Annotated in this window: 17 protein-coding genes and 1 pseudogene; 5 read left to right on the top strand and 13 right to left on the bottom strand. The window is 48.3% G+C overall.

The genetic code is table 11. The features are described from left to right. Positions 1 to 152: 152 nt before the first annotated feature. A complete protein-coding gene (locus AC1XDK_RS29725) occupies positions 153 to 863 on the top strand; it encodes a potassium channel family protein (RefSeq protein ID WP_483353640.1) in 711 nt (236 codons plus the stop codon). Positions 864 to 1,174: 311 nt separating this feature from the next. Beyond that, on the top strand, positions 1,175 to 3,613 hold the full coding sequence (locus tag AC1XDK_RS29720; RefSeq protein ID WP_483353639.1) for an amino acid permease: 2,439 nt from the start codon (positions 1,175 to 1,177) through the stop codon (positions 3,611 to 3,613). A gap of 1,571 nt (positions 3,614 to 5,184) precedes the next feature. On the opposite strand, the gene AC1XDK_RS29715 is transcribed toward AC1XDK_RS29720, so the two are convergent. The 6 genes from AC1XDK_RS29715 to AC1XDK_RS29690 form a co-directional block, all read right to left on the bottom strand. Further along, on the bottom strand, positions 5,185 to 6,180 hold the full coding sequence (locus AC1XDK_RS29715) for a universal stress protein (RefSeq protein WP_483353638.1): 996 nt from the start codon (positions 6,178 to 6,180) through the stop codon (positions 5,185 to 5,187). A 316-nt stretch (positions 6,181 to 6,496) separates the two neighbouring features. Then, positions 6,497 to 7,012, bottom strand: coding sequence for an Lrp/AsnC family transcriptional regulator (locus AC1XDK_RS29710; protein ID WP_483353637.1), 516 nt, complete (start codon positions 7,010 to 7,012; stop codon positions 6,497 to 6,499). A gap of 51 nt (positions 7,013 to 7,063) precedes the next feature. After that, positions 7,064 to 8,128: a DHH family phosphoesterase gene (locus AC1XDK_RS29705; RefSeq protein ID WP_483353636.1), complete on the bottom strand. Its 1,065-nt coding sequence runs from the start codon at positions 8,126 to 8,128 to the stop codon at positions 7,064 to 7,066. A 4-nt stretch (positions 8,129 to 8,132) separates the two neighbouring features. After that, entirely contained in the window at positions 8,133 to 9,236 is a 1,104-nt protein-coding gene (locus AC1XDK_RS29700) for a hypothetical protein (RefSeq protein WP_483353635.1), read from the bottom strand. Positions 9,237 to 9,382: 146 nt separating this feature from the next. Continuing rightward, positions 9,383 to 10,057: a potassium channel family protein gene (locus tag AC1XDK_RS29695; RefSeq protein WP_483353634.1), complete on the bottom strand. Its 675-nt coding sequence runs from the start codon at positions 10,055 to 10,057 to the stop codon at positions 9,383 to 9,385. Between the two features lie 104 nt (positions 10,058 to 10,161). Beyond that, positions 10,162 to 11,748, bottom strand: a complete 1,587-nt coding sequence (locus tag AC1XDK_RS29690; protein ID WP_483353633.1) for a TrkH family potassium uptake protein — start codon at positions 11,746 to 11,748, stop codon at positions 10,162 to 10,164. Positions 11,749 to 12,026: 278 nt separating this feature from the next. Here AC1XDK_RS29690 and AC1XDK_RS29685 point away from each other — a divergent pair, with 278 nt between their 5' ends. Beyond that, positions 12,027 to 12,710: a potassium channel family protein gene (locus AC1XDK_RS29685; protein ID WP_483353632.1), complete on the top strand. Its 684-nt coding sequence runs from the start codon at positions 12,027 to 12,029 to the stop codon at positions 12,708 to 12,710. Between the two features lie 124 nt (positions 12,711 to 12,834). Here the strand turns inward: AC1XDK_RS29685 and AC1XDK_RS29680 are convergent, their stop codons facing one another. Beyond that, on the bottom strand, positions 12,835 to 14,763 hold the full coding sequence (locus tag AC1XDK_RS29680; RefSeq protein ID WP_483353631.1) for an archaea-specific SMC-related protein: 1,929 nt from the start codon (positions 14,761 to 14,763) through the stop codon (positions 12,835 to 12,837). Between the two features lie 100 nt (positions 14,764 to 14,863). Continuing rightward, entirely contained in the window at positions 14,864 to 15,469 is a 606-nt protein-coding gene (rdfA, locus tag AC1XDK_RS29675; protein WP_483353630.1) for a rod-determining factor RdfA, read from the bottom strand. Between the two features lie 307 nt (positions 15,470 to 15,776). Between rdfA and AC1XDK_RS29670 the strand changes: the two are divergent. Both AC1XDK_RS29670 and AC1XDK_RS29665 read left to right on the top strand, forming a co-directional pair. Beyond that, positions 15,777 to 16,457, top strand: a pseudogene (locus AC1XDK_RS29670) (IS6 family transposase). Positions 16,458 to 16,654: 197 nt separating this feature from the next. Next, positions 16,655 to 17,557 (top strand): universal stress protein, encoded by a 903-nt coding sequence (locus tag AC1XDK_RS29665; protein WP_483353629.1) that lies wholly within the window; start codon positions 16,655 to 16,657, stop codon positions 17,555 to 17,557. 700 nt (positions 17,558 to 18,257) lie between these two features. Here AC1XDK_RS29665 and AC1XDK_RS29660 read toward each other — a convergent pair. Genes AC1XDK_RS29660 through AC1XDK_RS29640 form a run of 5 tightly spaced genes read right to left on the bottom strand, consistent with a single transcriptional unit; the run spans position 18,258 to position 23,720 of the window. Further along, complete coding sequence (locus AC1XDK_RS29660) at positions 18,258 to 19,076, bottom strand: universal stress protein (protein WP_483353628.1); 819 nt, start codon at positions 19,074 to 19,076, stop codon at positions 18,258 to 18,260. Next, positions 19,069 to 19,710 carry a potassium-transporting ATPase subunit KdpC gene (gene kdpC / locus AC1XDK_RS29655; RefSeq protein ID WP_483353627.1) on the bottom strand — a complete coding sequence of 214 codons (642 nt, stop codon included), beginning with the start codon at positions 19,708 to 19,710 and terminating at the stop codon, positions 19,069 to 19,071. Before kdpC ends, AC1XDK_RS29660 begins: the two co-directional genes overlap by 8 nt. After that, the gene (locus AC1XDK_RS29650; protein ID WP_483353626.1) at positions 19,707 to 21,878 is read right to left on the bottom strand and encodes an HAD-IC family P-type ATPase; all 2,172 of its coding nucleotides are present in this window, start codon (positions 21,876 to 21,878) and stop codon (positions 19,707 to 19,709) included. Before AC1XDK_RS29650 ends, kdpC begins: the two co-directional genes overlap by 4 nt. A gap of 1 nt (position 21,879) precedes the next feature. Further along, positions 21,880 to 23,628 (bottom strand): potassium-transporting ATPase subunit KdpA, encoded by a 1,749-nt coding sequence (gene kdpA, locus AC1XDK_RS29645; RefSeq protein WP_483353625.1) that lies wholly within the window; start codon positions 23,626 to 23,628, stop codon positions 21,880 to 21,882. A 2-nt stretch (positions 23,629 to 23,630) separates the two neighbouring features. Then, positions 23,631 to 23,720 (bottom strand): potassium-transporting ATPase subunit F, encoded by a 90-nt coding sequence (locus AC1XDK_RS29640; protein ID WP_483353624.1) that lies wholly within the window; start codon positions 23,718 to 23,720, stop codon positions 23,631 to 23,633. Positions 23,721 to 24,747: the final 1,027 nt, after the last annotated feature.

Here is a 24,747-nt window from a genome sequence, read left to right as displayed (position 1 = left end):
GACGGAAATCTCGTCGAGATGATTCACGATCTCTTGCAACAGTCTCTGAGTGAAAAGTTCTAACGGTTACTATAGCTTTTTAGAAGTTTGAGAGCCAATAGCATTGATGAATCGTATAGATTTACGGCGTCTGGGTGATTAGGGACAATTGAATGCGTATCATCATCGTGGGCGCTGGTGATATCGGTCAGCCACTCATTGAGATGGCCACACTTGGTCGAAATGATGTCGTAGTGGTCGAACGTGATATTGATCGGGCCGAGGAGGTAGCCAGTTCGTTCGACTGCTTAGTCCTTAATGACGATGCAACCATTAAAGAGACACTGATAGATGCGGGTGCAGAGCGAGCAGATGCGCTCATCTCTACAACTGACGAAGATGCTACGAACATCATGGTTTGTTTATTGGGCCAAGAATTTGAGATCCCATCAATTGTATCTGTTGTTCACAATCCTGCCCATATGACGATATTTGGGCAGATTGGAGTAAATACGATAGAAAATCCTCAAAGGCTCATTGCGGAGTATTTATATCGAGCTGTAGATCGGCCAGCAATTACTGATTATATGCGTATTGGTGAGACTGCGGAAGTATTCGAAATCATCGTTAATGAAGCAGCACCCATTGCCGGTTTAAATTTGCAAGAGGCTAATCAACAAGGACTCATTAGTGATGATATGCTGATTATTGCAATCGATCAAGGTGGCCATAATGACCTTACAACCCCTCGTGGTCAAACTAGAATCCACGCTGGAGATACTCTTACAGTTTATTCTGCCCAAGGAGCAAACCCAAACATCACTGACATCTTCGGCCATTTTGAGGACCATATCGAGACAGACAAGAATAATAAAAACCCGTAGAGAAATGACCTCTGGTACGAATTTGTTTGATAGCTACTTTTCCCATCGCAGTAAATATCGATTAACTACCCTCACTAGTATTAATTATAATATCAAAACCATCTGGCTTTTTGTCGGTTCCCAGACCAAGACTTTAACTGGATTGAGGATTCTGATATAGATATGGTCGATACTTTAGTAGTCGGTATTATACTGACTGTCTTAGCATGGCTGGGATTACAAATAGCAGTTTTTCATGGGAAGTATGTCACAGATAAGATCAAAGCAGGGGAATATAAGAAGGGGCCATTTCGAAACCGAGAGGATAGCTGATGAGTGACGAATCAGGCCTTCCTGGCCATACCGAAAGTACAGATCTGGCTCGCGACCTGTCCTTGTTCGATATTACGATGATTGGTGTGGGCGCAATGATGGGGGCGGGCATCTTCGTGTTGACAGCACTCGCTGCCGGACAAGCCGGTCCTGCACTCGTAATGGCGTTCGCATTCAACGGCTTCATCACCATCTTCACGGGAATGGTGTATGCCGAGCTTGGTAGCGCTATCCCTGAGGCCGGTGGCGGGTATCTCTGGGTACGCGAGGCGCTTGGGCGCTCGCAGGCGTTTCTCGCTGGGTGGATGAGCTGGTTCGCCCATGCTGTGGCAGGGTCACTTTACACCCTCGGGTTTGGAACGTTCCTCGACCTATTACTTGAGGATTACTTCGGGGTTCGCCTCTTTGACCCGATCGCCCTCGGGTTTATCTCGTTCGGTCCGGAGAAGATGTTTGCTGTCTTCGCTGGTGCACTATTTGCCTATATCAACTTCCGCGGAGCGAAAGAAACGGGTATGGCAGGGAACATCGTTACTCTAATCAAGTTCACCGTGGTCGTCGTGTTCGTCGCCTTCGGTCTCGGCGAGATGTTTGGGGATCCTGCAGCGGCGGGAAGGTTCCATCCTTTCCTTTCACGCGGGTTTAGCGGTGTATTCATCGCGATGGGCCTGACCTTCATCGCGTTCGAAGGGTACGAGATTATCGTTCAATCCGGTGAAGAGGTTGTCAATCCCAAACAGAGTATTCCGAAGGCAGTCTTCTATTCGATGTCACTGGTGGTTACCGCGTACATGTTGGTAGCAATCGTGCTCATCGGCAACGTTGAGGTCACACCAACGTTGTGGCGGTTTGCCCAGCAAGCTGCAGGCACTGGAGGCCACGGTGCGACAAACCTTCCACATCTCCCAGCGAATCCCGGTCAGGCGGCCAATTGGGAAGTGTTGGGTTATCTCGGCGAACGAGGTTTCGCGCGGGCCGCTGATCAAGTCCTTCCATACGGAACGCTTATTATTTTGGTCGCGGGTATTTTCGCGACGCTCTCGGCGCTGAACGCTACGACTTATTCTAGTACACGTGTTGGGTTCGCGATGGGCCGTGATCATGTTCTCCCCGATATGTTCAGCAAGGTTCACCCGGACAAAAAGACACCGTACATCTCAACCATCTTTTCAGGTGGACTCATCATCTTCATGGCGGTTGCGCTTCCGATCGAAGCGGTTGCTGCGGCGACGGATGTGATGTTCCTTCTGCTCTTCTTGCAGGTGAACTACGCAGCGATCGTTATCCGTCGAAAGTGGGGTGACCAGATCGATTACGGTTACGTCATGCCGTATTTTCCGTATGTCCCGATCATCGGCATCCTCACGAAACTCGCGCTTGCAGTGTACCTCTTCAACTACAGTCCACTTGCGTGGTATGGCGCAATCGCATGGATTCTGGTTGGTATCGGTATTTTCTTCGTGTACTCACGCGGGCGTGTCCGTAAAACATCGATCGAAGAAGAAACTAAACTCGTTACCGAGGAGCGGGCACCGGTCGAGAAACCGTATCAAATCCTCATTCCAATTGCCAATCCCCAACATGCGGAGCGACTCATAAAGATCGGCAGCGCTATCGCACGTAAACGAGATGGGGAACTCCTGTTAACGACGACGGCTACCATTCCGGATCAGACGCCACTTTCCGAGGGCCGTAAGGACATCGATGCAGAGCGCGAACTCCTTAAAAACTCGATGGAGTATGTCCCGGAGGACGTACCTGCTCACTGGACTGTGACCATTGGTCACGACGTCGGTCGAAGTATCGACAATATTGCCTACCAACGGGATAGTGATTTGATTCTGCTTGGATGGCGTGGCCGTCGGAAACGTGCAACTGATCTAGTGCTCGGTTCGATCATCGACCATGTCGTTGAGAATGCACCCTGTGACGTTTCTGTCGTTAAAACGGATGGTCCCGAGACTCCAGGGAAGGTCTTAGTTCCGATTGCAGGTGGGCCACACTCCGATCTCTCGCTGGATATCGCTGCTGCGCAAGCGTCGATTGGTGCAGAAGTGACGTTACTCACGATTGCAACTGATGGACAAAAGAAGGCTAAGTCGATGCTCGAAGAACGACAGAAGCGACTTGAGAAAGATGACGTTCAGGTTGAAACGGTCATCATCGAGAGTGACGAAATCACATCCGCAATCCTCGCCTACGCTCGAGAAAACGAGTTCGACACGATCGTTATTGGCGCAGCTGGTGAAGGTATCCTTCGGCGTGTCATATTCGGTGAAATCCCCGAGACTATCGGTGAGGAGTTCAGGGGACAAGTGATCATGGCCAAGAAACACCGGCCGGTTCAATCCGTGGTCAGTAAATTCGCTCAAAAGTGGATTGGTAAGGGCGCACGTGCCCGACTTACTGGCGGTAAGAAGCCGACTTCATCGGATTAAGCTATTTTCTATTTCTACTACGCCCCTTCCTAATCGGAACATTATTTATCATACTCATTGAACCAGTTTATTAGGCGAATGAGTGCTACAGATCGATCGTCTTTATCGACTCAAACAATAACATGGCTTGAGTCGGTATGTAGGGCGATAACTACCGGTTCTTTCCTGTTGATAGTGTTAACTAGTGCTTTGTTTTTCGTATACGTTGTCGGTGGTTTCATTGTGATACTGTTTGGAGTCTGGGTGCCCTCCTACCGTTTCATATCACTATCCTCTGACCCGATTTTTAACGTTCTGATAATGGTGTGTGGAATCTTTCTTTGTTCCGGGTCTGGCCCGATCATTGTTCTTTATCTAATGAATGGTGTCAAAACGATTAGCGACCAAATCGCCGTCATAGCTGCATTTGTTGCTTTTGGGTTTGGTGGGGGACTAATTAGACTTACTTATCAGACGGTTTTTGAACTCATGTTGTAATCTCTGAGAAGGATTTCAGCAGCCAGTATTTTACAAGGTATTCGTTGTCAAGAGTGGTCTGGATTTCATGTACCGTTGTAGCGCGCCGAGCTTTACAATCTGTACAGTGTAAAAATATAGAATGAACTATAATTTGCTTATCTAGGTACTGTCTAGTTAAGCGGTTCTGGTGTAGAGTGGCGTTTCAGCGTCTTTACCGTGAGTGGCTAACGAACACTTCGTCTTATGGAGGCTAGATTTTCGGTGAAGCAGTCGAATTCCGTCTTCTCATGGTGCAGCCACTCTCACTATCTAGGATCAGTCGCTTTCAAACAGTACGTAAAACCTTGTCGATCGTACTGCTGTCACTGGATTTCCCTTATCTAGACAGTGCCCCCATTACTGATCTTTCGTTTCTTTGGGAGGTATTCGTTTAGTCAACGAAGTCCAGCCATGTCGCAGCGTTTTCAGCGCCTTCTTTCGAGGTAGGTACAACTTCTAAAAATACAGCGAGAGTTCCACGGGTCACCTGACCCGTGGGTGAATCGCGTACGCAGCCGCCACAACCGGAAGAGTTAGGGCGTCTTCGCACGTTATTTCAACTGGAAGCCGCCGTTAACAACCTCTCAAAATCCGACTGCAACAAACTCGGTGAGACTGGTGGTGTCGGGCGGTGAGTGAAGCCGCCGACCTTCACGGTTCGGTGAGGTTGCTGTCGGACGGAAGTGCCGAGACGACCGAACACACCGAATCGGGTATTGTCGCTTCCACGCGACCGAAAGGGAGCGCGAAGGGAATTAAATTCGCCTGCGGGAGTCGGTTCCATTTTGGACCGACTCCCAAGATGGTGAAGCCACGGGTCACCCGACCCGTGGTACTTCACCCGTCGTTTTGTATTGCCGTTCACATCCGAAGCTACAATCTCCATCAGCACCTCGTACTGTGATGGCGTACTTATCTAGTGAGCTTCTGCTTCACTCAATAGAGTCATTTATCGAGTAGATTACCTTTTCTCTGGAACACAAAGGAATACTCGTTCATTCGTCGTACTCACTTAGAGTCTCGAACAGTTGATTCAAACGGTGCTGTATTGATCCTTCGGTTCAACGCCTCTCTTACTTCTCATCTCCAGTGCTTTCCGAGTCTTGGTCTCGGAGCCAACGATAAAATATTGATGGTTCGTGTTCCGCTTTTTGTTTGGCCATCACGACCTGCTCTTCTACATCTCGACTCACGGAGTCTGGAACCGTGCCGAAGATGAATTGCTTGAGCAGCCCTATTGTCGGGGACCCAAGGACCGTAATGTCGTACGACTTCGACCGACCAATGATTTCCTCACTTACGCTCTCTGTAGTGGCCAGCTCTGTGTCGAAGTTGACGTCTTTCATGACACGTCCAGCGGCATCGAGAACGCGCTGACCTTCGGTTTGTTCGTCTTCTGTGGCATCTTCACCTAAAAAGTGAACTACATCAATCGCTGCACCAGAAACAGAGGCCAGCGCGCTTGCCGTCTCGGCGGCTAGTCCGGAATGTGGGCCTCCGCTCACTCCGAGGAGGATTCGCTCCGGTTGTCTGTCTTCCTCGGCCAATTTCAGTACGAATACGTCGGAGGGGGCCCGTGCTACGAGTTTTTCTACGGTCGCCCCGCTCAGGAGACGCCGTCGTTGGGAGTGTTCACTACTCAGTTCCACGAGTGTTCCATCGCAGTCATGGCGTTCGATAAGATCGATTATCGCTCGTGCTTCTTTGTGCGAAAGACAGACAACCCCCTGTGTTGGAATCGTTTCATTTGCCCGTTCTACTAATTCCTCCAAATGCTCGCGTGCCTCTTGCATTAGAGCATCGTCATCTTGGAACGCTCCATACGGCGTTTGTTCTGGTACGTGCACGACATTCACGATGAGCAGCTCACCAGCTCGACTATTCGCGATCGTCGTGGCAGCACGAAGCGAACGTTCATTCGCTTCGTTATCCGTGCCGTTGAGGATTGGGAGGAGTAAACGGTAACTGTTCGATCCCGAAATGGCTCCAAGACTCTTCGAGTCATTGTGGCCTCCGTCAGTGAGGGCTGATGGTTCTCTCCCACCATGTTCTGCTGGCATGCGTTGCATACTAGGTCAGCTCCAATCAAATATCGTGACGAGGCATCAAATTGGTTTTCCCTCGGTTGATCTTATCGCTTTATTTGGACTGTGTCTCCTCGCCGGGGGCATCCTTCCACTGTGGACCTTGGCGCTCAAGGGTTCGGCTCTTATTTGTAGAGTCATTTATTCAGTAGCAGAAGGTGTTTCCTCCGAGTAGTGACGAATGGATCTCTAAACCGGTTGGAGCATCCGTCTCTCAAAGGTAGCTTTACAACGTAAGAATTGTAAAGAAACTCTTCGAATTAGTATAGTAAGACGAGAACATGCAATCGATCACACTCTACTACTTTTTAGCGGAGTATGTTTGGACAGGCGACTCCTTGCCTGTCTCGATGGATTCAGCTTGGCCAAATGGAATGTATGGATGAATAGTCTCGTTCTGAACGTAATTTTCCGTCTCTACTTCTAATCCAATAGATGCCAACTCCCTTTCAGCCTCGACGATTTCGTCGGAGGTTCGACCAACTACGACCACGTGAATGTTTTGTTTTCCGGTAAGGAGTTCGCGTACATGAACCACTGTCTGGATATTTGAAACCTCCTTCACATACTCGGATCTCTCTGTCGGTGGTGCTGTACAAATGAAGAGGTGTACATGCCGGAAGTTAAGATTTTGATAGTTGATTTGTGCGTGATAGCCTTCAATTATATCTGTCTTCTCAAGCTGTTTAACTCGATTCCGTATCGTGCTACTTGTGACGTCGACTTCATCTGCAACCGTTGGTGCGGTTATATTTCGAGCATCAATGGCTAAGTAATAAAGTATCCTCTCGTCTATTGGATCGGGCTCATACCCCATAGAAACTTCATTATCTTGCACCATCAAAATCTTTTCTCTCGTTATCCACGATCAGTCGTCTGCCCACTGCTCAAGGGCGTCAAAGAGAAGCCCCATCACTGCTTGACTCGCAATCTCATCGACCATTCCGTTATCGCTTTCAAAGTCGCCGAAAGGACCGAGTGGAACCTGTCCTCCGGCCATATCACTATGTCCTCCGGCACTTCCAACGTTGTTGAACGTCTTGGACATCAACTCACCGATATGTAGTTGGGAATTCCGTGTTCGTGCACTCAGATGGACTGTGCTATCGACAATACCGAAAACAACAGTCGTACTGACTCCCTCTAATTTCAGCAGATAATCAGCAGCTTGTGGGAGTGTATCTCGTTCTGTCGTCCGGCCAATGGTCGAAACAAGACACGATCCTCTAGTTTCTCGATTGATAATGGCTTTCCCAATCCCATCGAGTGTTTCGGAGCTAAACACTGAATCGGTGAGCGTCTGGATTTGGCTATGATTCGCAAGTGGATGAAGCAGTCCAGAAGCCACGTGCTCAAGCAACGTTGTTCCCCGTGTGAATCCTAATGTCTCTCTGCGGATTCCAAATAACAGTGCAGTAGCAAGACGCTCATCAATATCATAATCAACATCGGTTAAATACTCTGTAAAAATCGTCGCCGTTGCACCGGCAGATGGACGGAGATCAAGATATTGTGCCTCCACCTCGTCTGACGGGTGATGATCAACAACGATATCAGGTATCGTATTTTCGAGAATCGAATTGTTTTGTCCTGGAATACTATGATCAACGAATGCTAACAGGTCAAACTCATCCACCGATTTTTTATTAAAGGGAGTTACTTCGATTTCCAGCATGTTGATCATCGCTCTATTTTGTTGATGAGTTATTTTACCTCCGTATGAAATTTCAACAGTATTTACGCCTACTTTCTTTGCGATTTCTTGGAGTGCAAGTGCACTTGATAGGCAATCAGGATCTGGATTGTCGTGGCATACGATTACGAGAGAATCATTCGATGCTAAGGTTTGTTGTAGTTCCTTTACTGGACTATCTATCGTATTCTCGGGGAACCTAAGCGGAAGGTCTAACGAACCATCTTCGTCTAAACTCATTTACTTAGTCACCATCAGGGTCGACGTCGGACTGTTTCTCGTTCTCTTTTGTTTTTTCAATTGCCTTTTTCCATCTGTAGTAAACTGAAGCCATCTTTCCAGAAGGCTGACGGACCATGATAATAGACTTTGCGGTATTCCGAGCGATTTTATCGGGTACTGACGGCGAAAAGAGACGTTCAAAGAGTGGACGCTGTGTTGGTACGCCAATGATTGTGATGTCATAGTTTTCCATTTCCTGAATAATCTCGGCTGCAACGTCGTCAGTTTCACGAATAACACTCTCACTCAAGTTATCTCCAAGTATATATTCAACTAAATCAAGGAGTTCTCGGCCTTCTTGCCATTTAATTGGATCTGATTCAGAATTCACCAAGTGAAGCGCATCGATTTGCGACTCATGAGCATTCCCTAGTGCCCGTGCTGTTTCAGATCCAAGCACTGTATGAGGGCCTGAACCAACCAAAAGCAAAATACGGGAAATCTCTTTAGAATGATTCGAAATCGGCGTCACAAAAGACTGGTTCTCACTGGTAATGTAGACGCTACCGACTTCATCTTGCTCGATATTTTCGATGAAAACAGCAGTCTCAACCAGATCTAATACAGAATCTACTGTCTGTGAATCCCATAATCCCTTATTTCTATTTCGATTCTGAAGGAGAATGAGACCATCGTATGATCCACTATTCGCACACGATGCGATGATTGTGTCCGCTTGGGATCCTATACCAATGAGAGCGGTAATGGGAACCTTTGGAACAACGCCTTCAGTCGAACGAAGTAATTGCTCGATTTGCGATCGCATAGGTTCAACAGCAGAACTAATTTTGGAGTTGGAATTTTCTTCCCAACCATCATCAAGGGAGGCCAAGTCAGAAACATTAGATACACCAAGAATTGTGACTGATCCCTGTTTATCGTTGGCAACTGCAACTGCTGTTCGTAAGATTCGTTGAACATTCACTGCTTGTTCGGCCTGGAGAACACTCTCCGGAAGAGGGAGAAGTATCCGATACCGATGGCTATCAACAGGATGCCGAGATAACGATTGCTCGTTCGATTCAGAACTGAAAATCCGGACCGGAATTTCATAGTTGTTAGACATTGTTTTGTCTTATCGGGCTGCTATTCCACAGACGATACTATGACACAAGGTCTCTGTATCGGTCAGCTTTGTTGCATACCGCGGATCTAACGCGGGCCTATCTAGTCTAGAAGTAGCCGAGGGAGCTAAAAGGCTTTTCTCTCGATTTACTCGGAGGATTCACGACTGAACGGACGAGTTGTTTCGGCTGTTGCGCCAGATCGCGAAAAGACGGTTACGAGGTCACCAGCACGAATTTGCGTTTCACCCTGTGGTATGTGGAGTTTTTCATCCCGATCAATAGCGACGATGATCGTTTGGTCAGGAAGTAGCCCTTCTGAATCTGCTTCGATGAGGGTTTTATCTACGATTGGTGCCGTTTCGTCGACTGTAATCTCGAAAATTTCTGCGCCATTCGTAAGCTCCATAAAGTCCCTAATTGCCGGTCGTTGGACCGCATGATAGAGGTATTCACCATTCAGACGGTGCGGACTCTCGACAATATTTACTCCCATCTCACGGAAAAGGCGGATGTTATCATCGTCATTTACCGAACTAACTAGTGAAGGAACGCTCAAATCGCGACCGAGCATCATGACGAGTAGATTCGTCGAATCACGATCTGTCGTCGTTACGAGTGCATCCGCGTTCTCTATCCCCGCCTCCTCTAGTACGGAACGAGAGGCTCCATCGGCATTGATGACGAGACAATCGTATTGAGTACTGGTCTGTGAAGCAAGTTCTTCGTTTTGTTCGATGACTACAACTTCATGTGTATCCCGTGTCGCGAGATCAATGAAGCGACTACCTGTACGGCCAGCTCCTACAACGATGATGTACATGTACTATGCGAGATTTGATGTCGATATAAGATTACTGAATTTCGATTGCCGATCACCATGTTATCTACCCACATGGTGGGCAGAAAGGAGTCATATAATTACCATCAGGGAGTGAATCGAGAGACAAGTGCTCGGATGAACACCAAGATTGGAATGATCTCGAGGCGTCCGATCCACATCTGAATAAGGAGAATCGTTTCGACAATGGGGGACATAGCGGGGCGAGTGATTCCAGAAGACAGCCCGACCGTCCCTTGAGCAGTTGCAGATTCAAAGAGCGCATCCGCAAGGGAGTACGATGGTGCCATATACAGTGTAATCAGGATCGTCCCAACGATTAGCACAGCAACATAGAACATCGAGAAGACAGTTGCAGTCGCGAACTCATCAGTAAGCTGCTCCCGTTCTAAGCGCTCAGAGCCGACTTGGAATGTCTCAAGAGCATGTTCTGGGAGGAATGTTCGATAGACCTGCCAGCTGACGCCACGGCCAACCAGATAGCCACGGATGATTTTGATGCCACCAACAGTTGCACCGGCTGACCCACCAATAACCATTGCACCAGCAATAATAAATACGACAGCGTTTCCAGGCCAATCACCAATGGTTGATGTTTGCCATCCAGTCGTTGAAAGTGCACTTATATATTGGAAGGTTCCTGCCCGTAGCGGGTCTGAGACACTACTAGCCCCAACGAGGAGGTACGTCATAATTGCCGATCCAATGAGACAGAGGATGATGAGCCAGCGAGATTGTGGATCACGCCAGATTTCTCCAATATCACGCTCGGTGAACAACCGGTAGTACAGAGGGAGAGCAACTGCACCTAAAACCATTGGAGGGATGTAAAGAAGCTCCATCGCGTACGAATGGTATCCTGCGATGCTATCATCGAGGTTACTGAATCCGCCAGTCGATTGGCCGGTCATGGCGTGGTTGATGGCGTCAAAAATCGTTGGCACGATACCATAATCTGGTAGAATGATGAATGTTCCTACTGCTAAATACACGGCAACTACAGCAGTGACCCCCACGTAAACTTTCCATAGTGCTCGAGCAGTACCTATGATATTTGGGCGCAGCTTTTCTTCACGCGCTTCGGAGATATAAAGTGACATACCACTTGTCCCACTCGGTGTTCGGAGAATCGCGAGTGATAATACCACCATTCCTGCCCCACCAATAAATTGCATGAACGAGCGATAAAACAAGATGGAGCTGGGCAAAGATGGTTCGTGATAGCTCATTGTGAGCCCAGTTGTTGTGAATCCACTCATCGCTTCAAAGAGAGCATGGAGTGGATTTTGGAAGTTTATCAGACTTGACTGTGTGTAAGTTGCACCAGCTGGGATGTAGCCATTCATTACATCCGCTGGTGTCAGATAAGCAGCGAAGATAAGGGGAAGAGCTCCGAAAGCTGCACATGCCATCCAACCAAGTGCAGCGATTATCATCGCATGGTATTTTTTGGGTTCTGGTGCCCAACTGAATGTTCGATATGTAACGCCTCCAAGAAACACCGAAACGATACCGGCTATAAGAAACGCTAATGCTGGATATGGTTCCCAAAACAGCAGGGATACTAATAGGGGAATCGCCAGAAGCCCCCCGATAAGAAGCACTAATCCACCGACGTCTCGTAGCACAACTGCTACACTTTCCGGTACACTACCCGACCGTCTGTTGGTCATACCCGATATCTCTCGCAAGTAACTAATATGTATTTCGGCATCGGCCGCGAGTATATATACATAATTGGCCATTCAGTAACATAGGATCAGACCCAGTAGTATATTAACCAAGTCGCAACCCGCATTCCACAGTGATATATAAAAACCAAATCAATTTTGAAATGGTTTGTCTATCCATTGTATTTCCTAATCGGCTTCTCCTTAGAGACAATCCGTATCTCAACCAACAGGCCATCTCAGTCAATAACTTATTTACTCTTCTGATGAGATACCTGAGTATGGAAATCGTACTTATCGGAGCGGGTAGTATCGGTTCTAGTCTTATCACCATGGCGACCCACGATGAAAACGAGATTATCGTCGTAGAGAAAGATACCCGTGTAGCACAACAAGTGGAAAAAGAGTATGACTGTACCGTATTGAATGAGGATGCAACAGCACGAGAAACATTGTGGGCAGCTAAAGCAGAAAATGCAGATGTGGTTATCACGACCACTGAAGAGGATCCCATTAATATGATGGTGATGATGCTCGCTAGAGAAATGGGTTGTAACTCGTTGGTGAGTGTTGTTCATAATAAGGAAAATATTGAGCTATTCCGGACCCTCGGTGTGAATGTCGTTGAGAACCCTCAGCGACTCATCGCCGAATATATCTATCGTGCTGTACGGCATCCAGCTGTTAAAGACTTCATGCAGGTTGGAGATACTGCAGAAGTCTTTGAGATCGTTGTTTCCGAAAACGCCCCCGTGGCTAACAAAACACTAGAGGAATCCGATATGGCAGGACTCCTTCCACTTCATACCATCACGGTTGCTGTTGACCGAGATGGGGAGATCATTGTTCCAAGAGGAGAAACTGAACTCCATGCTGGCGATAACGTTACCGTTTTTTCGGATAGTGGTGCCTCAGAGGAAATCTTAGCCTCTTTTGTCGGCTCTGAAAATGAATCTCAAGACTGACTATTATCGCATCCCTTTACAAAGTATATGTTGTAAACTCATACATCGATATTGCATAGTGCTAACCTACAGCACGTTGGCTATGTCTTTCTTTTGGCGACGACTACAAAAGGGTGATGGAGAGCTATATCATCTCTGCCGGGACCCGACTAAAGTCTTCGTCTACACCTTGAGCATCTTCGGGGAGGAGTGCTGCAACTGTGTACTCCGCATGCTCAGAGAAGTACTGTATAAGGGTGGAAATTCGATTTGCGTCGATAGCTTCGAGGGAGTCGAGTAAAATCATTGGAACCGTCTCGTACACTTGATGTACAAGATACCCAGCGAGAGCTACAACTAATCCAATAACCTTTCGTTCGCTCTCACTAAGGGTATCTATAGTATCTTCATACATCGTTCCATCGTTGGTTGACCGTACTATATGGAGATCAAATGAAGCCACTGTTCCACCTCGATACCCACCACGACGTGAATCAAATTCAGCACCTTTTTTCCATTCGATCCACACTCGTGCTATATTCTTGTAGTCTAGCAGATCGAGAATCTCTTCCATGCGGTTGTTGAATGACTCAATCGCATCTCGCTCGAGATCTTCCACTCTTGTACGCTGTGATTCTAGTTCATCTCGAAGCTCTTCACGTTGCGCCTCCAATTGTTCCTGTTCCTCCGAAAGCCGATCAATTTCTGCCAACTCTGATTCTACTTCACTGAGACGCTGTTCACTCTGTCCGCGTTCATATTCGAGCTTACTCAACTGTTCATGATACTCAAGAAGGTTTGAGTTTCGAAGCTCTTCCGTTTCTTGAACGATTTCTTTCTGTTCAGAGATCTGCTCTTGTGTTGTTTCGATCTCTTCGACAGTGGCATTGAGCTGTTGTTCTCGTCGGTCAATATCCGATTTGACTTCGGCTAATTTTCGTTCGAATTCAGCTTCCTTTGATTCTTCTGCCTGGAGTTTGCTTTGTTGATTACGCAGTGTTTCAATACGATTTTGGATCTCGTCTCGTTCTTTGTGTCGCTCTTCTATGATGTTTCGAATCTCGCTATTTCGTTCTCGAATTATGTCCCGAGCAACAACACTACCGCAGGTCCAACATTCAACCTGCTCGGTAGAAGGATTTAGCTTAGCTGTTATTTCTTGATCAACCGATTTGAACTCCGGAACAGTGAATCCGTCATCGGAAATAAGATCGTCATTAAATTCCACAATAGCAGAGAGATCGTTTGTTATCTCAACTAATGTCCGTTTTCGCTCTCGAAGCCGATCTAGCTCACTTTCTATTTCATCTAGTTCTTCGTGTTGAGTAGAAACATTTTGCAGGTTCGATTCTATCTCCTCACGCTCATCGTGGAGAGCTGAAAGAGTTTCACGATGAGTTTCAGCGCGTGACTCTTTTCGAGAAAGCTCTTGACGTAGGTTTTCGAGCTGCTCAAGAGCTTTATCCGCTTCGTCAGCGTCCTCGGGGTCAATCTCTGATTTATTGATCTCCTCTTGTACCTCCGCTATTTTCTCATCTAATCTTTCTAGTTTCTGTTGAAGTTCTTGGCGCTTTTGTTCGAGCGTAGGTGACTTTTCTCTTTCATCTTGAATTGAGCGAATACGGTTACTTATTTGGGTCCGCTCTTCCTCCAAGTCGCGAATACTTCGTTGAATTGCTTCCATATCCACGGGTTGCATTATTATTTCTCGAAGATTTCCTTCCGTCTCAATCGCACGACGAGCTGAATTTGATTCAAGTAAGCAGGCGAAGAGATCTATTAAATTCTCATTCTCTGAATACGGATTTCCTTCTACGGATACACCGTCCCCGGTACGGCGATAATGGCGGGTGTATGTTTCGTTACCAACTGTGAGCCGAACAAACCCCTCATCAGAATCGCTTTTGAGGTTTGCTGAAGATCCCCCAAGAACGCTAGCTAATGCACTCAGTAATGATGTGCGATTAGTTGCGTTGCGGCCAGTAAGTATCGTGATTCCAGGAGTAAATTCTATCTCGCTGTGATCAATACCGCCGATATTTTTGACTGTGAGTGTTGTTCTTTTTTGACTCATTTTTGGAGTGGATGAGGAGTGCGCATTGGTAGGGTTCTGGACGGCTACTTTGTGATATATTAGTCTAATTGGCGCAACGGGTTTAGTTCATCGGTTTTCATTAATCCTTATCGTCTTTTTGGCACTCGCACGATCCGTTGTCGAGAAGTTTGTTAAGCCGATACGTTTGCCCGCAACCAGAGCATGTTACTCGCAGTGAGTGGGTGAGTCGTATGTCTCCAGTATGTAGCTCATCGGCTTGTTGTAGGCGATCTAACGAACGGTCTATGACTTTCTCACAACGCCTCTGTGCCCATTCTATCGTTCCTCGTTCACGCTCAAAGTCGATTTGAGCATGTCTGCTTGTGTCGATATTGAGGCATCCTAACAAATGATCACGAACAGTTTGATGCGATACAAAATCCTTTTTGACTGTTTCCACGTCTATGTCGTGCTGTCGGAGCGTAGATTCTACTTCCGTACGTCGGCTTGCGCGGACATCATTAGATGTGAGTGCTTCGTATATTGATTCTGTGTCCCCGATAACATCTATTGCACTTTGTTCGAGTGTTCTTTCGAGGATTCGAACGTTGACGAATGTTTCTAAGTCCCGCAGGCTAGCCCCGTTCTCTCGCTTCCGACGGATTTCCTTGTTGAAATCGAAGAGATCATACTCCTGTATTGCCCGGCCAACTTTACAACAAGCATCTGCATCTTCTGTGTCCATGATTCTTGATATCCGTCCTTCAGAGTGCAAGAGTTATATGTACACAGGTTACGCTATGCGTGTTTTTTATTTGCTGAGTACTCACCATAGAACGTTCCGTAGCCAGCCAATTACTACCATCACGATATTAAATAATATATCGAGAGATTCCTGACGCTCCAGTAGTCAATTCGAAATGAAAGTTCTCTTTGTTCAGTTTATTGTGGCTATTATACACTATACAATCTCTAAATTTGAAAATTAAAAAATAGGGCACTGTCTAGTTAAGCCAGCTTAAGAAGCGAGCAGTTCGGTGATTTTGGTGTCTATGCTCAACCAAGAACTGCTCAGTGAAACGTTAGAGACCGCGAATCTTGAATGTTGGGAGAACGAGCGGACGGCGACGCCCGTTAGGGCGTTCGCCGTCCGTCTCCACGCGACCGGTTGTTCGCTCAGAGAGACACAAGCAATTCTCGCGCTTTTCGACGTAGAACGCTCACATCAAGCGATTTTTCAGTGGGTGCATCGACTGGCTGACAACGTCTCCGACTCGCCGTCGGCGACGCCGACGCGGGTCGCGGTGGACGAAACCGCTGTCAAGATTAATGACGGGTGGTCTTGGGTGTACGCTGCAATAGACACTGAAACAAAACTGCTGCTCGATATCGAAGTGTTTGATCGGCATGGCACTGATCAAGCGGCTGTGTTTCTAGCTGATTTGGCCGAGAAACACGATCTCTCGGACGCGACGTTTCTTGTTGTTGGCTACGGCTATCGGACTCTAGTCTTTCGAATTGGGTTGCGCGGTCGGCTCGATTACACAGAGTGAAGCCTGATCGAAAAGTGGTTTCTCACGCTTAAACAGTGAATCGACAACTTCCATATGTCGTGGGTGGGCAGTCGGCCGAGCGTCCAGCGGTGGCTTGAACAGTTTGTACATTACTATAACCATCAACGACCGCATCAATCGCTCAACAACCGAACGCCTATCGAGGAGGAGCGAAACTAGACAGTGCCCGTCAAGCCGATATGCCATAGTACAGTCTATTAAGTGGCATACTAAACCATTTTTCGGCTGTCTTCGTATAACCACACAGAACAAATTTGAAAATATTCCATTGTGGAATGAGCAAACTGAAGCTTTGAAATTCAGCATTACTGAATAAAGCCAATCGTTTTATATTTCTGGCCCTGGAAACCTGGAGTATGGAGCGGGAGGGAACCAATCAGCAGTGGAGTGATATCACAGAAGCACCTGGAACAGTCACTCCAACTACACCCGGCGCAGTTCTCATTCCGATCCTCAGCGATCGGGAGCCAAGTCAGAGCCTTGCTATTGGTAGAGCAGTAGCACGAGCAAATGGTACCGGACTGTTACTCGTACGGCCGGTTGCACTTCCTCCACAACGGCCGTTAGAACTCTCCGAGAGCGAAGTCGAAGAACATCATAAAATTGTCGACGATGTCATCACCCAATTCTCAAAAAATCACCCTGACATCGACATTCGAGGCATTGTACGACTTGGTCGAAAGCCAGAGCGGATCCTTAAAAGTGCAGTAATAGAACACGGTATTGGAATTGTCGTCATCGAACATTTCCCATCCTATGGTCACTTTCCGGTAGTTCGTAGAACGCTTGCCGAGCGAGTTGCTGATCAAATTTCTTGTGATGTGGTTCTCACAAATGGACGAGGTGATTTTCCATCGATCTCTTCAATTCTCATTCCTGTATCTGGAGGAAATCACTCTGGCCTTGCGGTTGATATTGGACACGCGCTTGCAAAAGACTACGATGCGTGGACAGATATCCTTCACGTAATCTCACCAAATGCGCCACCAATGAGGGAAAATCGCGCTGATCAGTATGTCTCTGCAGCGGTCGACCGACTTGGCAAAGCAGAGCGGGTCAATACGTGGATCCTAGAAGCTGATGATGTCGTTGAAACTATCGTCGACCAATCCGCTTGGTACGATATTACCATTCTCGGAATGTCTCGAAAAGGTCGCTTTCGGCGGTTGATTTTCGGCTCAACTACTGACAAGATCTATACGGCAGTGACCAATCCCGTTGCAATGGCAAAACAGGGAGGTCGATGGCCATCAAATTAAAATTGAGAAATAGCTATTCCGGTTCCGATGAGCTAACCAGGCCCAAAAACACCCAGTGGAGTGTTGATTCCATATTTTCTGGTCTGCGTTCTTCACTCACCCGATACAGATACGGCCCGTGTGGACAATCCTCGCAGCCTTCCGCACACTCATGTGTTTTCGTGACAAGTGTGTATCCATCCTGATGGGAAATACTAATGATTTCCTCACCGGGTCCAGCTTCGATTTGGGAGGTTAATGGCACTCGTTCGCTAAGCAAATTCTGTGCAAAATTGATGACATCACGGAGGTCTTCATCATCAAGTGCATGTAAATCCTCCAAAATTGATTCAGAAACCTCCCTGTTGGACCCCGAATTATGATGAGACATAGCTCTTGCTTCATCCTTATAGCTTATAAACAGATTGTGTGTTCAGTAGATAGGACAGTTAGTAGACAAAGGCTTATGTTTATGTCGTTTGTTCACATAGATGCAAGGAGGAAGCCCATGACTTCAGTCGTGGGTCGATGACTGATGAGAAACCTAGTCATACGTACACATCCATCCGTATATAATCACTCACTTATCGCCACAGGATAATTGTTCGGTCAACACAATTCCGTATCTACCACCGTCTCGACATCTTCCTCCGCCCTGAAAGGCGAGGTTTTAGCCTTGCACTTTTCATAACAAAAGCACCTCGAATGATTTCTGAGCTAATCACATTTCTGGAGGTATTTCTCCTTGCCACTTTTGCATAAGCACGGAACAGTGGGCCTGCTCCGCAATGTCATCCGTCTTGCGTCCAAACAGAAATTGGCGCAACCACCAGCCGCGAGAGGTTCCGATAATCATGATATCGTAATCTACTGAAAGATGTCCTAGTTCTGAGACGGCATCGTTCGCTGTGCGAAGAGTAGGTTCTGCCTTGACACCGTATTCCTCCAAGCGGGCGACCGATTGTTCAAGAATTCGCTTTCCATCCGATTCCATCTCCCTCGATTCAGCAATATATGCAAATGTGACAGACGCATCTGCGCGTTGACTCAGGATTGCAATCGTTCGAAGGCGATTTTCATCCGGTGGGATGACGATCGGGGCGAGGATTGATTTGGTTTTCAACGGATCAGTAACTGCTTTAAAAACGAGAACATCACAGTTCGCACGGTTTAGGAGTGACCCAACGAGACGGGAGACCGATTCCTTATCGGTCCAACCGATGAGGATTGCATCTGCTTCGTATCCCTCTGCTTCGTCCAGAATTCCACGGACGGGTGAGGAGGCAGTTCGAATCGACCCAGAGCTATTGATTCCCACCCGGCGGAGGTGATGCTGACTTGCGGCGACACTTTCCGAGCCCGTACGCCAGTTTTCTTGTGATTTGACGAAGCTTCGATCAGTCGTCACATGGACGAATCGGACGGTTCCATGTCGTGGATCAACAAGGAGTGTAGACAGTTCAGTGAGCATATTCGGGTCCGACTTATCCCCGATTGGGACGAGAAGCCGCTCATACCCAGCATCGGGTTGCTCAGACATGATTTCCTCCCTCAATCTTTGGCTGATCGGCGAGTTGCCGTTCACTCGACACTTGGTTTTGTCTCGTGGCAGTATCGATCTTGATGTTGAGTTCCATCACGTTCACCCGTTCACGTCCCCATATTCCAACCCATGGTTGCTCGGTCGTCTGATCGATCATTGTGTATAGGCGGTCCTGTGGGATACCTGTTACGTTCGAAACACGAGGGACCTGGTATCGTGCGGCGGTAGGCGAGATGTGTGGATCGAGCCCGGATCCCGATTCAGCAACCAGTACGGCTGGTACCGTTCTATCCGGTGTCTTGTATTTGGATATTGATCGAAGGTTGGCACGAACTCGAGTCGGGAGTTCCGGATTCGTTGGGGCGAGTTGTGCACTTCCCGACGTCATCGCGTTGTAATCGATCGAAGACGGCCGTGTGTGGAAATACCGGTCGCTCGTCCACTGTTGTCCGATGAGCTCTGATCCGACTGTCTTTCCCTCGTATGTGACGGGGCTGCCGTGGGTATTCTCTGGCCAGACAGTAGTGCCGATCGCCCAGATCGCTCCCTGATACAGTACTCCAAAAATGAGGAGACTCACCAGCAGCAACCGGAGTGGAACGAGGATCGTCTCTTTATCGAGACGCGTCATTGAAACACCCCGAAAGCTGCGAACAGCAGATCAATTGCCTTAATGAAGACGAACGGCGCGACGAGTCCACCACCACCATAGATGAGAAGGTTCTTCTGTAACAGTTGTGCTCCGCCTTGCGCTTCGTAGTGAACGCCACGAAGCGCCAATGGGATCAGCAGCGGAATGATGACTGCATTGTAGACCAGTGTGGCGATGACGGCACTCGCTGATGACGAGAGGTTCAGTATGTCCATTAGTGCTAATCCAGGAATCGCTGCGGCCAGGAGTGCCGGAAGTAAGACAAAATATTTGGCAACGTCGTTTGCGACGCTGAACGTCGTTAGCGCACCTCGTGTCATCAGAAGTTGTTTACCGATCCCGACGATTTCGATAATCTTCGAGGGGTTCGAGTCGAGGTCGACCATATTTCCTGCCTCTTTGGCTGCGTTCGTTCCGGCTTGCATCGCCAACCCGACGTCCGCCTTCGCTAATGCAGGGGCGTCGTTCGTTCCGTCGCCCGTCATGCCCACTAATTTTCCTTCCCCTTGCACTTGTTCAACGAGATCGATCTTCTGTTTGGGATCGAACTCCGCATGATACTCGTCGATGCCGACTTGATCGGCAACCCAATGTGCAGTCCGAACGTTGTCACCTGTCGCCATAACCGTTTTAACGCCCATTCTTTGGATCTGCTCGATTCGATGCTGAATTCCCGGCTTGAGTTCGTCCTGCAGTTCGATGATACCGACGACGTGTTTATCGACTGCGACAGCTAATGGTGTCCCACCACGATCACTGATCGTATTCGCAACGCTTCGAAGTTTCCCGGGGACCGAAGTGGCATATGTTTCGACAGCATCGACCGCTCCTTTGCGAATTTCCGTTCCGTCGGTCATGTCGATCCCGCTCATTCGTGTCTCCGCCGTGAATGGCACGAATTGCTCCTCGACGAGTCCTTTTGGGTCAAGGATAACGTCGATCGTTCGTGGCGGTTCGACATCAGCTCCACCGCTCAGAGTATGATCCGGCGATTCATCTTCGAGAGATTGTCTATCATCCATCCTTCCGTTATCCCTGGACATTCGAAGGGCGAGGCGAATGATCGAGCGACCTTCCGTTGTTTCATCGAAAAACGACGATTGATAGGCTGCTCGAAGGATCTCTTCGTCGGTGTGAGAGCCCAGCGGGATGAAATCCTGCGCAACACGTTCACCGGTGGTGATCGTCCCCGTCTTATCGAGGATGAGCGTATCTAAGTCGCCCGCTGCTTCGACGGCACGGCCGGATTTCGCGATGATATTTCGGCGTGTAACCCGCGTCATTCCGGCAACACGAATTGCAGCGAGCAACGCACCAATGGTTGTCGGCATAAGTGCAATGAGGAGTGCAAGGAGTTCTGCGACATCGAGGCTGGAAAGCGACGATAGAACGGTCGTCAGATACTGTCCGAAAAACCACATCGTTGCGACAACGATTACGAAGATAAGCGTCAACGCTGCGAGTAAAATCGTCATCGAAATCTCGTTCGGTGTTTTCTGGCGCGATGCGGATTCGACGAGGCCGATCATCTCATCGAGAAACGACTCACCAGACTCGGTGGTTATCTCAATCTTGAGTCGATCACTCAGAACTTCTGTCCCTCCCGTAACAGCAGTTTTGTCGCCTCCGCTCTGTCGGATTACTGGTTCGGATTCGCCGGTGATTGCTGATTCGTCGACGGATGCACTTCCTTCGATAACGGTTCCGTCGCGTGGAATCATATCGCCTTCGTCGACGAAGATGATCTCTCCTTTTCCCACATCCTCTCCGTCGACGAGCTCGTAGTGTTCCTCTGTAATTTCGGCTAACGGAACGTCCACGAACACTCGTTTCGCTTCGGTTTCGACCTGTAACGCGCGTAGGCTATCAGCATGTGCTTCACCTTCGAATTCAGCGTATGCCTCAGCGTAGTTGGCAAAGAGGACCGTGAGCGCCAAGAGCACGGTAATAACAGCGTAGTACCATCGCGAAAGCGTTGCAGCGAAAAATGGGGGAGAGAGAGTAAGTATCGCTGCAAGGATTGTTCCGATTTCGACAACGAACATAACCGGATTTCGCACCAAGTACCGAGGATCCAACTTGAGGCCGGTTTGCTTGATCACGCTGGCTTGTTGCTCGATATCGATCGGAATGCGTCGCTCGACCATTTCAAATACCTCCACTCAGGAGCTCTCCGATCGGTCCAAAGACGAGCGCGGGGAGAAACGTGAGCGCGCCGATAATGATCACGATCGCGACGGTCAGAATGAAGAATGAGACGCTTTCGATATCGAGTGACCCTTCGGTCTCTGGTCTCGTCTTCTTCTCCGCCAGATATCCTGCAATTGCTAATTGTGCGCCGATCGTTACGTACCGACCAAGGAGTGTTTCGATACCATTTACGAGGTTATAGAATACGGTGTCACTTGCGAGTCCTTCGAACCCACTTCCGTTGTTCGCGGATGCTGAAAACATCTCGTAGAGGACCTGCGAGAATCCGTGAAACCCCGGATTGGAAATCGCTTCGCGGCCGACATCCGTCACAATCGCGATTGCCAGTGGAATCAGTACCAAGGCTGGAAGAAGCAAGATGACGAGGAACACGTACCGCATTTCCTGCCATTCGAGTTTCTTGCCAAGATATTGCGGCCGTCGGCCAATCATTAACCCACCGATGAACACCGACACGATGACAAACATGAGGATATTCAGGAGACCGGTACCGACACCGTTGCTGACGTTGTTCGTTGCAAACGCGAACAGCAACGCTATTCCCCCGAGGGGATTCCAACTGTCGAGCATACTGTTGACTCCACCGTTCGTGGTCGATGTGGTCGTGCTTCCCCAAAGCGCGCTCTCTGTTGGACCGAAGCGAACCTCTTTCCCTTCCATGTTTCCGACGTACTGATTGACACTCAGACCACCCGCTGTCACATCCATCCCAGGATTTGCATTGAGTTCGCTGATGACGGCGACACCAGTGAATGAAAAATAAATTATCGCAAAGACCGCGACGAGGAGGATTCCGTGTTCACGTCTCCCAACCCATACACCCCATGCGTAGATCGCACAAAATGTGCTTATTGGCATCGCGAGCGTCAAGAGGAGATTTGATATCGGAGTTGGGTTTTCGAAGGGGTGAGCGGCGTTCGCTCCCATGATCCCGCCACCGTTCGTTCCCCACATTTTGATTGCCTCAATTCCGGCTACAACACCCACTCGGATGTTTTGGGTTCCTCCGTCAATCGGTGATACCACCAATTTTCCGCCGGAGATGACTTGGGGTGCCCCCTGCCAAATGAGGATTATTGCTAAGAGAAGTGAAACAGGTAAGAGAAACCGCACAAGGCCTTTGATCGTATTCACGTAGAAGTTTCCGAGGTTCGAATTCTCGTCGTTAGTGAATCCGCGAGCGAACGCAGGCATCAATGCAAGCCCCGTTGCAGGAGTGAGAAACATTGCAATTCCGATGGCAAAGATATTGGTGAACGTTGAGAGCGACTCTCCGTTGTAGTGTTGCTGATTCGTGTTCGTAACGAACGAACTCGCCGTGTGAAACGCAAGGTCCCAATCTTGCCCTGAAAGGTTCAGGGGATTGATCGGTAGCCACTTCTGGAAAAAGAGAACGAGATACAACAGTATCCAGATGAGTGCATTGAATACTATTACAGAAACGAGGAAACCTCGCCAGTCCATTTCTCGAGTGGGGTCGATTCCAGTAACACGATAGAGGGAGTTTTCCATCGGGATGAATATCCGATCGAGTCGGTCGAACCACGTGAAATGACGGGGCAACCGTGCTGCACTGTTGGCTTCAGTGCGATACATCCATGCGAGATATTCACCAACAGCATACACAAGAATTGTGAGTAGACCGAAAAAGATGGTAAGCTGTAAAAGTGGGTTTGGGTTTGACATCGCTAAAATTTCGTTGGAAAGAGCATGACGTAGGTGAGATACCCAATCACGGCGAGTGTTACTATCGCTAGAAGCAATTCCCCCAGTACCATCCCAGGTCAGCTACGATTCACACTGTGATAACACTTAGGCGATTGACTAGTCAGGTACAATCAATATTTTAGGACTGGCGTCGTCCCAAATCACTGTCTCAAGATCAATTTCATTCTTATCTACAGTTCCTGCTTAGCTAGCCCACTAGAGAAATATCTCATGATTAGCCGCTTCTAGTTGAGTTTGTGTACTTAGCGAGTCGATCAGTATGTGACTGATTTGTTTGTCATCAACTTGGTTGGGGATTAAAATCATAAGCGGAAGTGGAATTGCCCACCTCGACGCCCTCCACGAAGCACAATACCTACTAATGCCAGCGAGAAACTTTCCTGACTGTGTTTGCCCCTTCCAGGTGGAACGAATAGGGATGCCCGTGGACAGACTCAAACTCGGGCGGCGAGATCCGGATTGGGCATTGAAACGATCACCTTTCTTTTTGGCCGGTTAGCCGTGGCCGAGTCGAGGGTTCAGAGATATACAAGGTGATCATCTACAGCTGGCGTTTGAATTCGTTCAAGGATTTCTCTCGTCACATCAGTGTCTCAGACGATTCTGCCGCATTTGCTGGCTAGCAGTTGGCACTTGTTAAATCTACTATAAGCTGCACGGAAACACAATTAAATAAACACGTTTACTACCTTACGGTGGATGCAAAGCACATCGTAGAAGCAGGAAGCCCGGCGGCTTGACCGCGGGGTCAGTTCACGTTGAAGTCGCAATTAAACGTGCGAACACTGAGACAGTATCGATCCGGTATTCTAGTATCCTTGCATCGTAGCGTGTGAATATTTATCGATAATAGGTAACGCTTATATATTAGAATGTTGAGCTACGGATCACACGGTGGGGATGGAGGGGTCTGATTTAATACAGACCGGTACGGTCGCAAACGGCCATTGATGGCCACAGCGACTCGAAGTGAGCAACCGCACGGACATTTCCACCTCAATACAAGGAAGAACAATGTCAACCATACCAGCTAATAGAACATGCATCATAACTGGCGCTTCACGTGGAATCGGTGCC

It is taken from the genome of Haladaptatus sp. HS23, assembly GCF_056892285.1.
This window is presented reverse-complemented; position numbering and strand designations above follow the sequence as displayed.

Excerpts from the sequence above, each read along its gene's own strand:
- AC1XDK_RS29725 (WP_483353640.1), top strand. The coding sequence starts at position 153 with ATGCGTATCATCATCGTGGGCGCTGGTGATATCGGTCAGCCACTCATT.
- AC1XDK_RS29700 (WP_483353635.1), bottom strand. The coding sequence starts at position 9,236 with ATGTCTAACAACTATGAAATTCCGGTCCGGATTTTCAGTTCTGAATCG.
- kdpC (WP_483353627.1), bottom strand. The coding sequence starts at position 19,710 with ATGACGCGTCTCGATAAAGAGACGATCCTCGTTCCACTCCGGTTGCTG.
- kdpA (WP_483353625.1), bottom strand. The coding sequence starts at position 23,628 with ATGTCAAACCCAAACCCACTTTTACAGCTTACCATCTTTTTCGGTCTA.
- AC1XDK_RS29705 (WP_483353636.1), bottom strand. The coding sequence starts at position 8,128 with ATGAGTTTAGACGAAGATGGTTCGTTAGACCTTCCGCTTAGGTTCCCC.
- AC1XDK_RS29665 (WP_483353629.1), top strand. The coding sequence starts at position 16,655 with ATGGAGCGGGAGGGAACCAATCAGCAGTGGAGTGATATCACAGAAGCA.
- rdfA (WP_483353630.1), bottom strand. The coding sequence starts at position 15,469 with ATGGACACAGAAGATGCAGATGCTTGTTGTAAAGTTGGCCGGGCAATA.
- AC1XDK_RS29680 (WP_483353631.1), bottom strand. The coding sequence starts at position 14,763 with ATGAGTCAAAAAAGAACAACACTCACAGTCAAAAATATCGGCGGTATT.
- AC1XDK_RS29695 (WP_483353634.1), bottom strand. The coding sequence starts at position 10,057 with ATGTACATCATCGTTGTAGGAGCTGGCCGTACAGGTAGTCGCTTCATT.
- AC1XDK_RS29640 (WP_483353624.1), bottom strand. The coding sequence starts at position 23,720 with ATGGTACTGGGGGAATTGCTTCTAGCGATAGTAACACTCGCCGTGATT.
- AC1XDK_RS29650 (WP_483353626.1), bottom strand. The coding sequence starts at position 21,878 with ATGGTCGAGCGACGCATTCCGATCGATATCGAGCAACAAGCCAGCGTG.
- AC1XDK_RS29660 (WP_483353628.1), bottom strand. The coding sequence starts at position 19,076 with ATGTCTGAGCAACCCGATGCTGGGTATGAGCGGCTTCTCGTCCCAATC.
- AC1XDK_RS29685 (WP_483353632.1), top strand. The coding sequence starts at position 12,027 with ATGGAAATCGTACTTATCGGAGCGGGTAGTATCGGTTCTAGTCTTATC.
- AC1XDK_RS29710 (WP_483353637.1), bottom strand. The coding sequence starts at position 7,012 with ATGGGGTATGAGCCCGATCCAATAGACGAGAGGATACTTTATTACTTA.
- AC1XDK_RS29720 (WP_483353639.1), top strand. The coding sequence starts at position 1,175 with ATGAGTGACGAATCAGGCCTTCCTGGCCATACCGAAAGTACAGATCTG.
- AC1XDK_RS29715 (WP_483353638.1), bottom strand. The coding sequence starts at position 6,180 with ATGCAACGCATGCCAGCAGAACATGGTGGGAGAGAACCATCAGCCCTC.
- AC1XDK_RS29690 (WP_483353633.1), bottom strand. The coding sequence starts at position 11,748 with ATGACCAACAGACGGTCGGGTAGTGTACCGGAAAGTGTAGCAGTTGTG.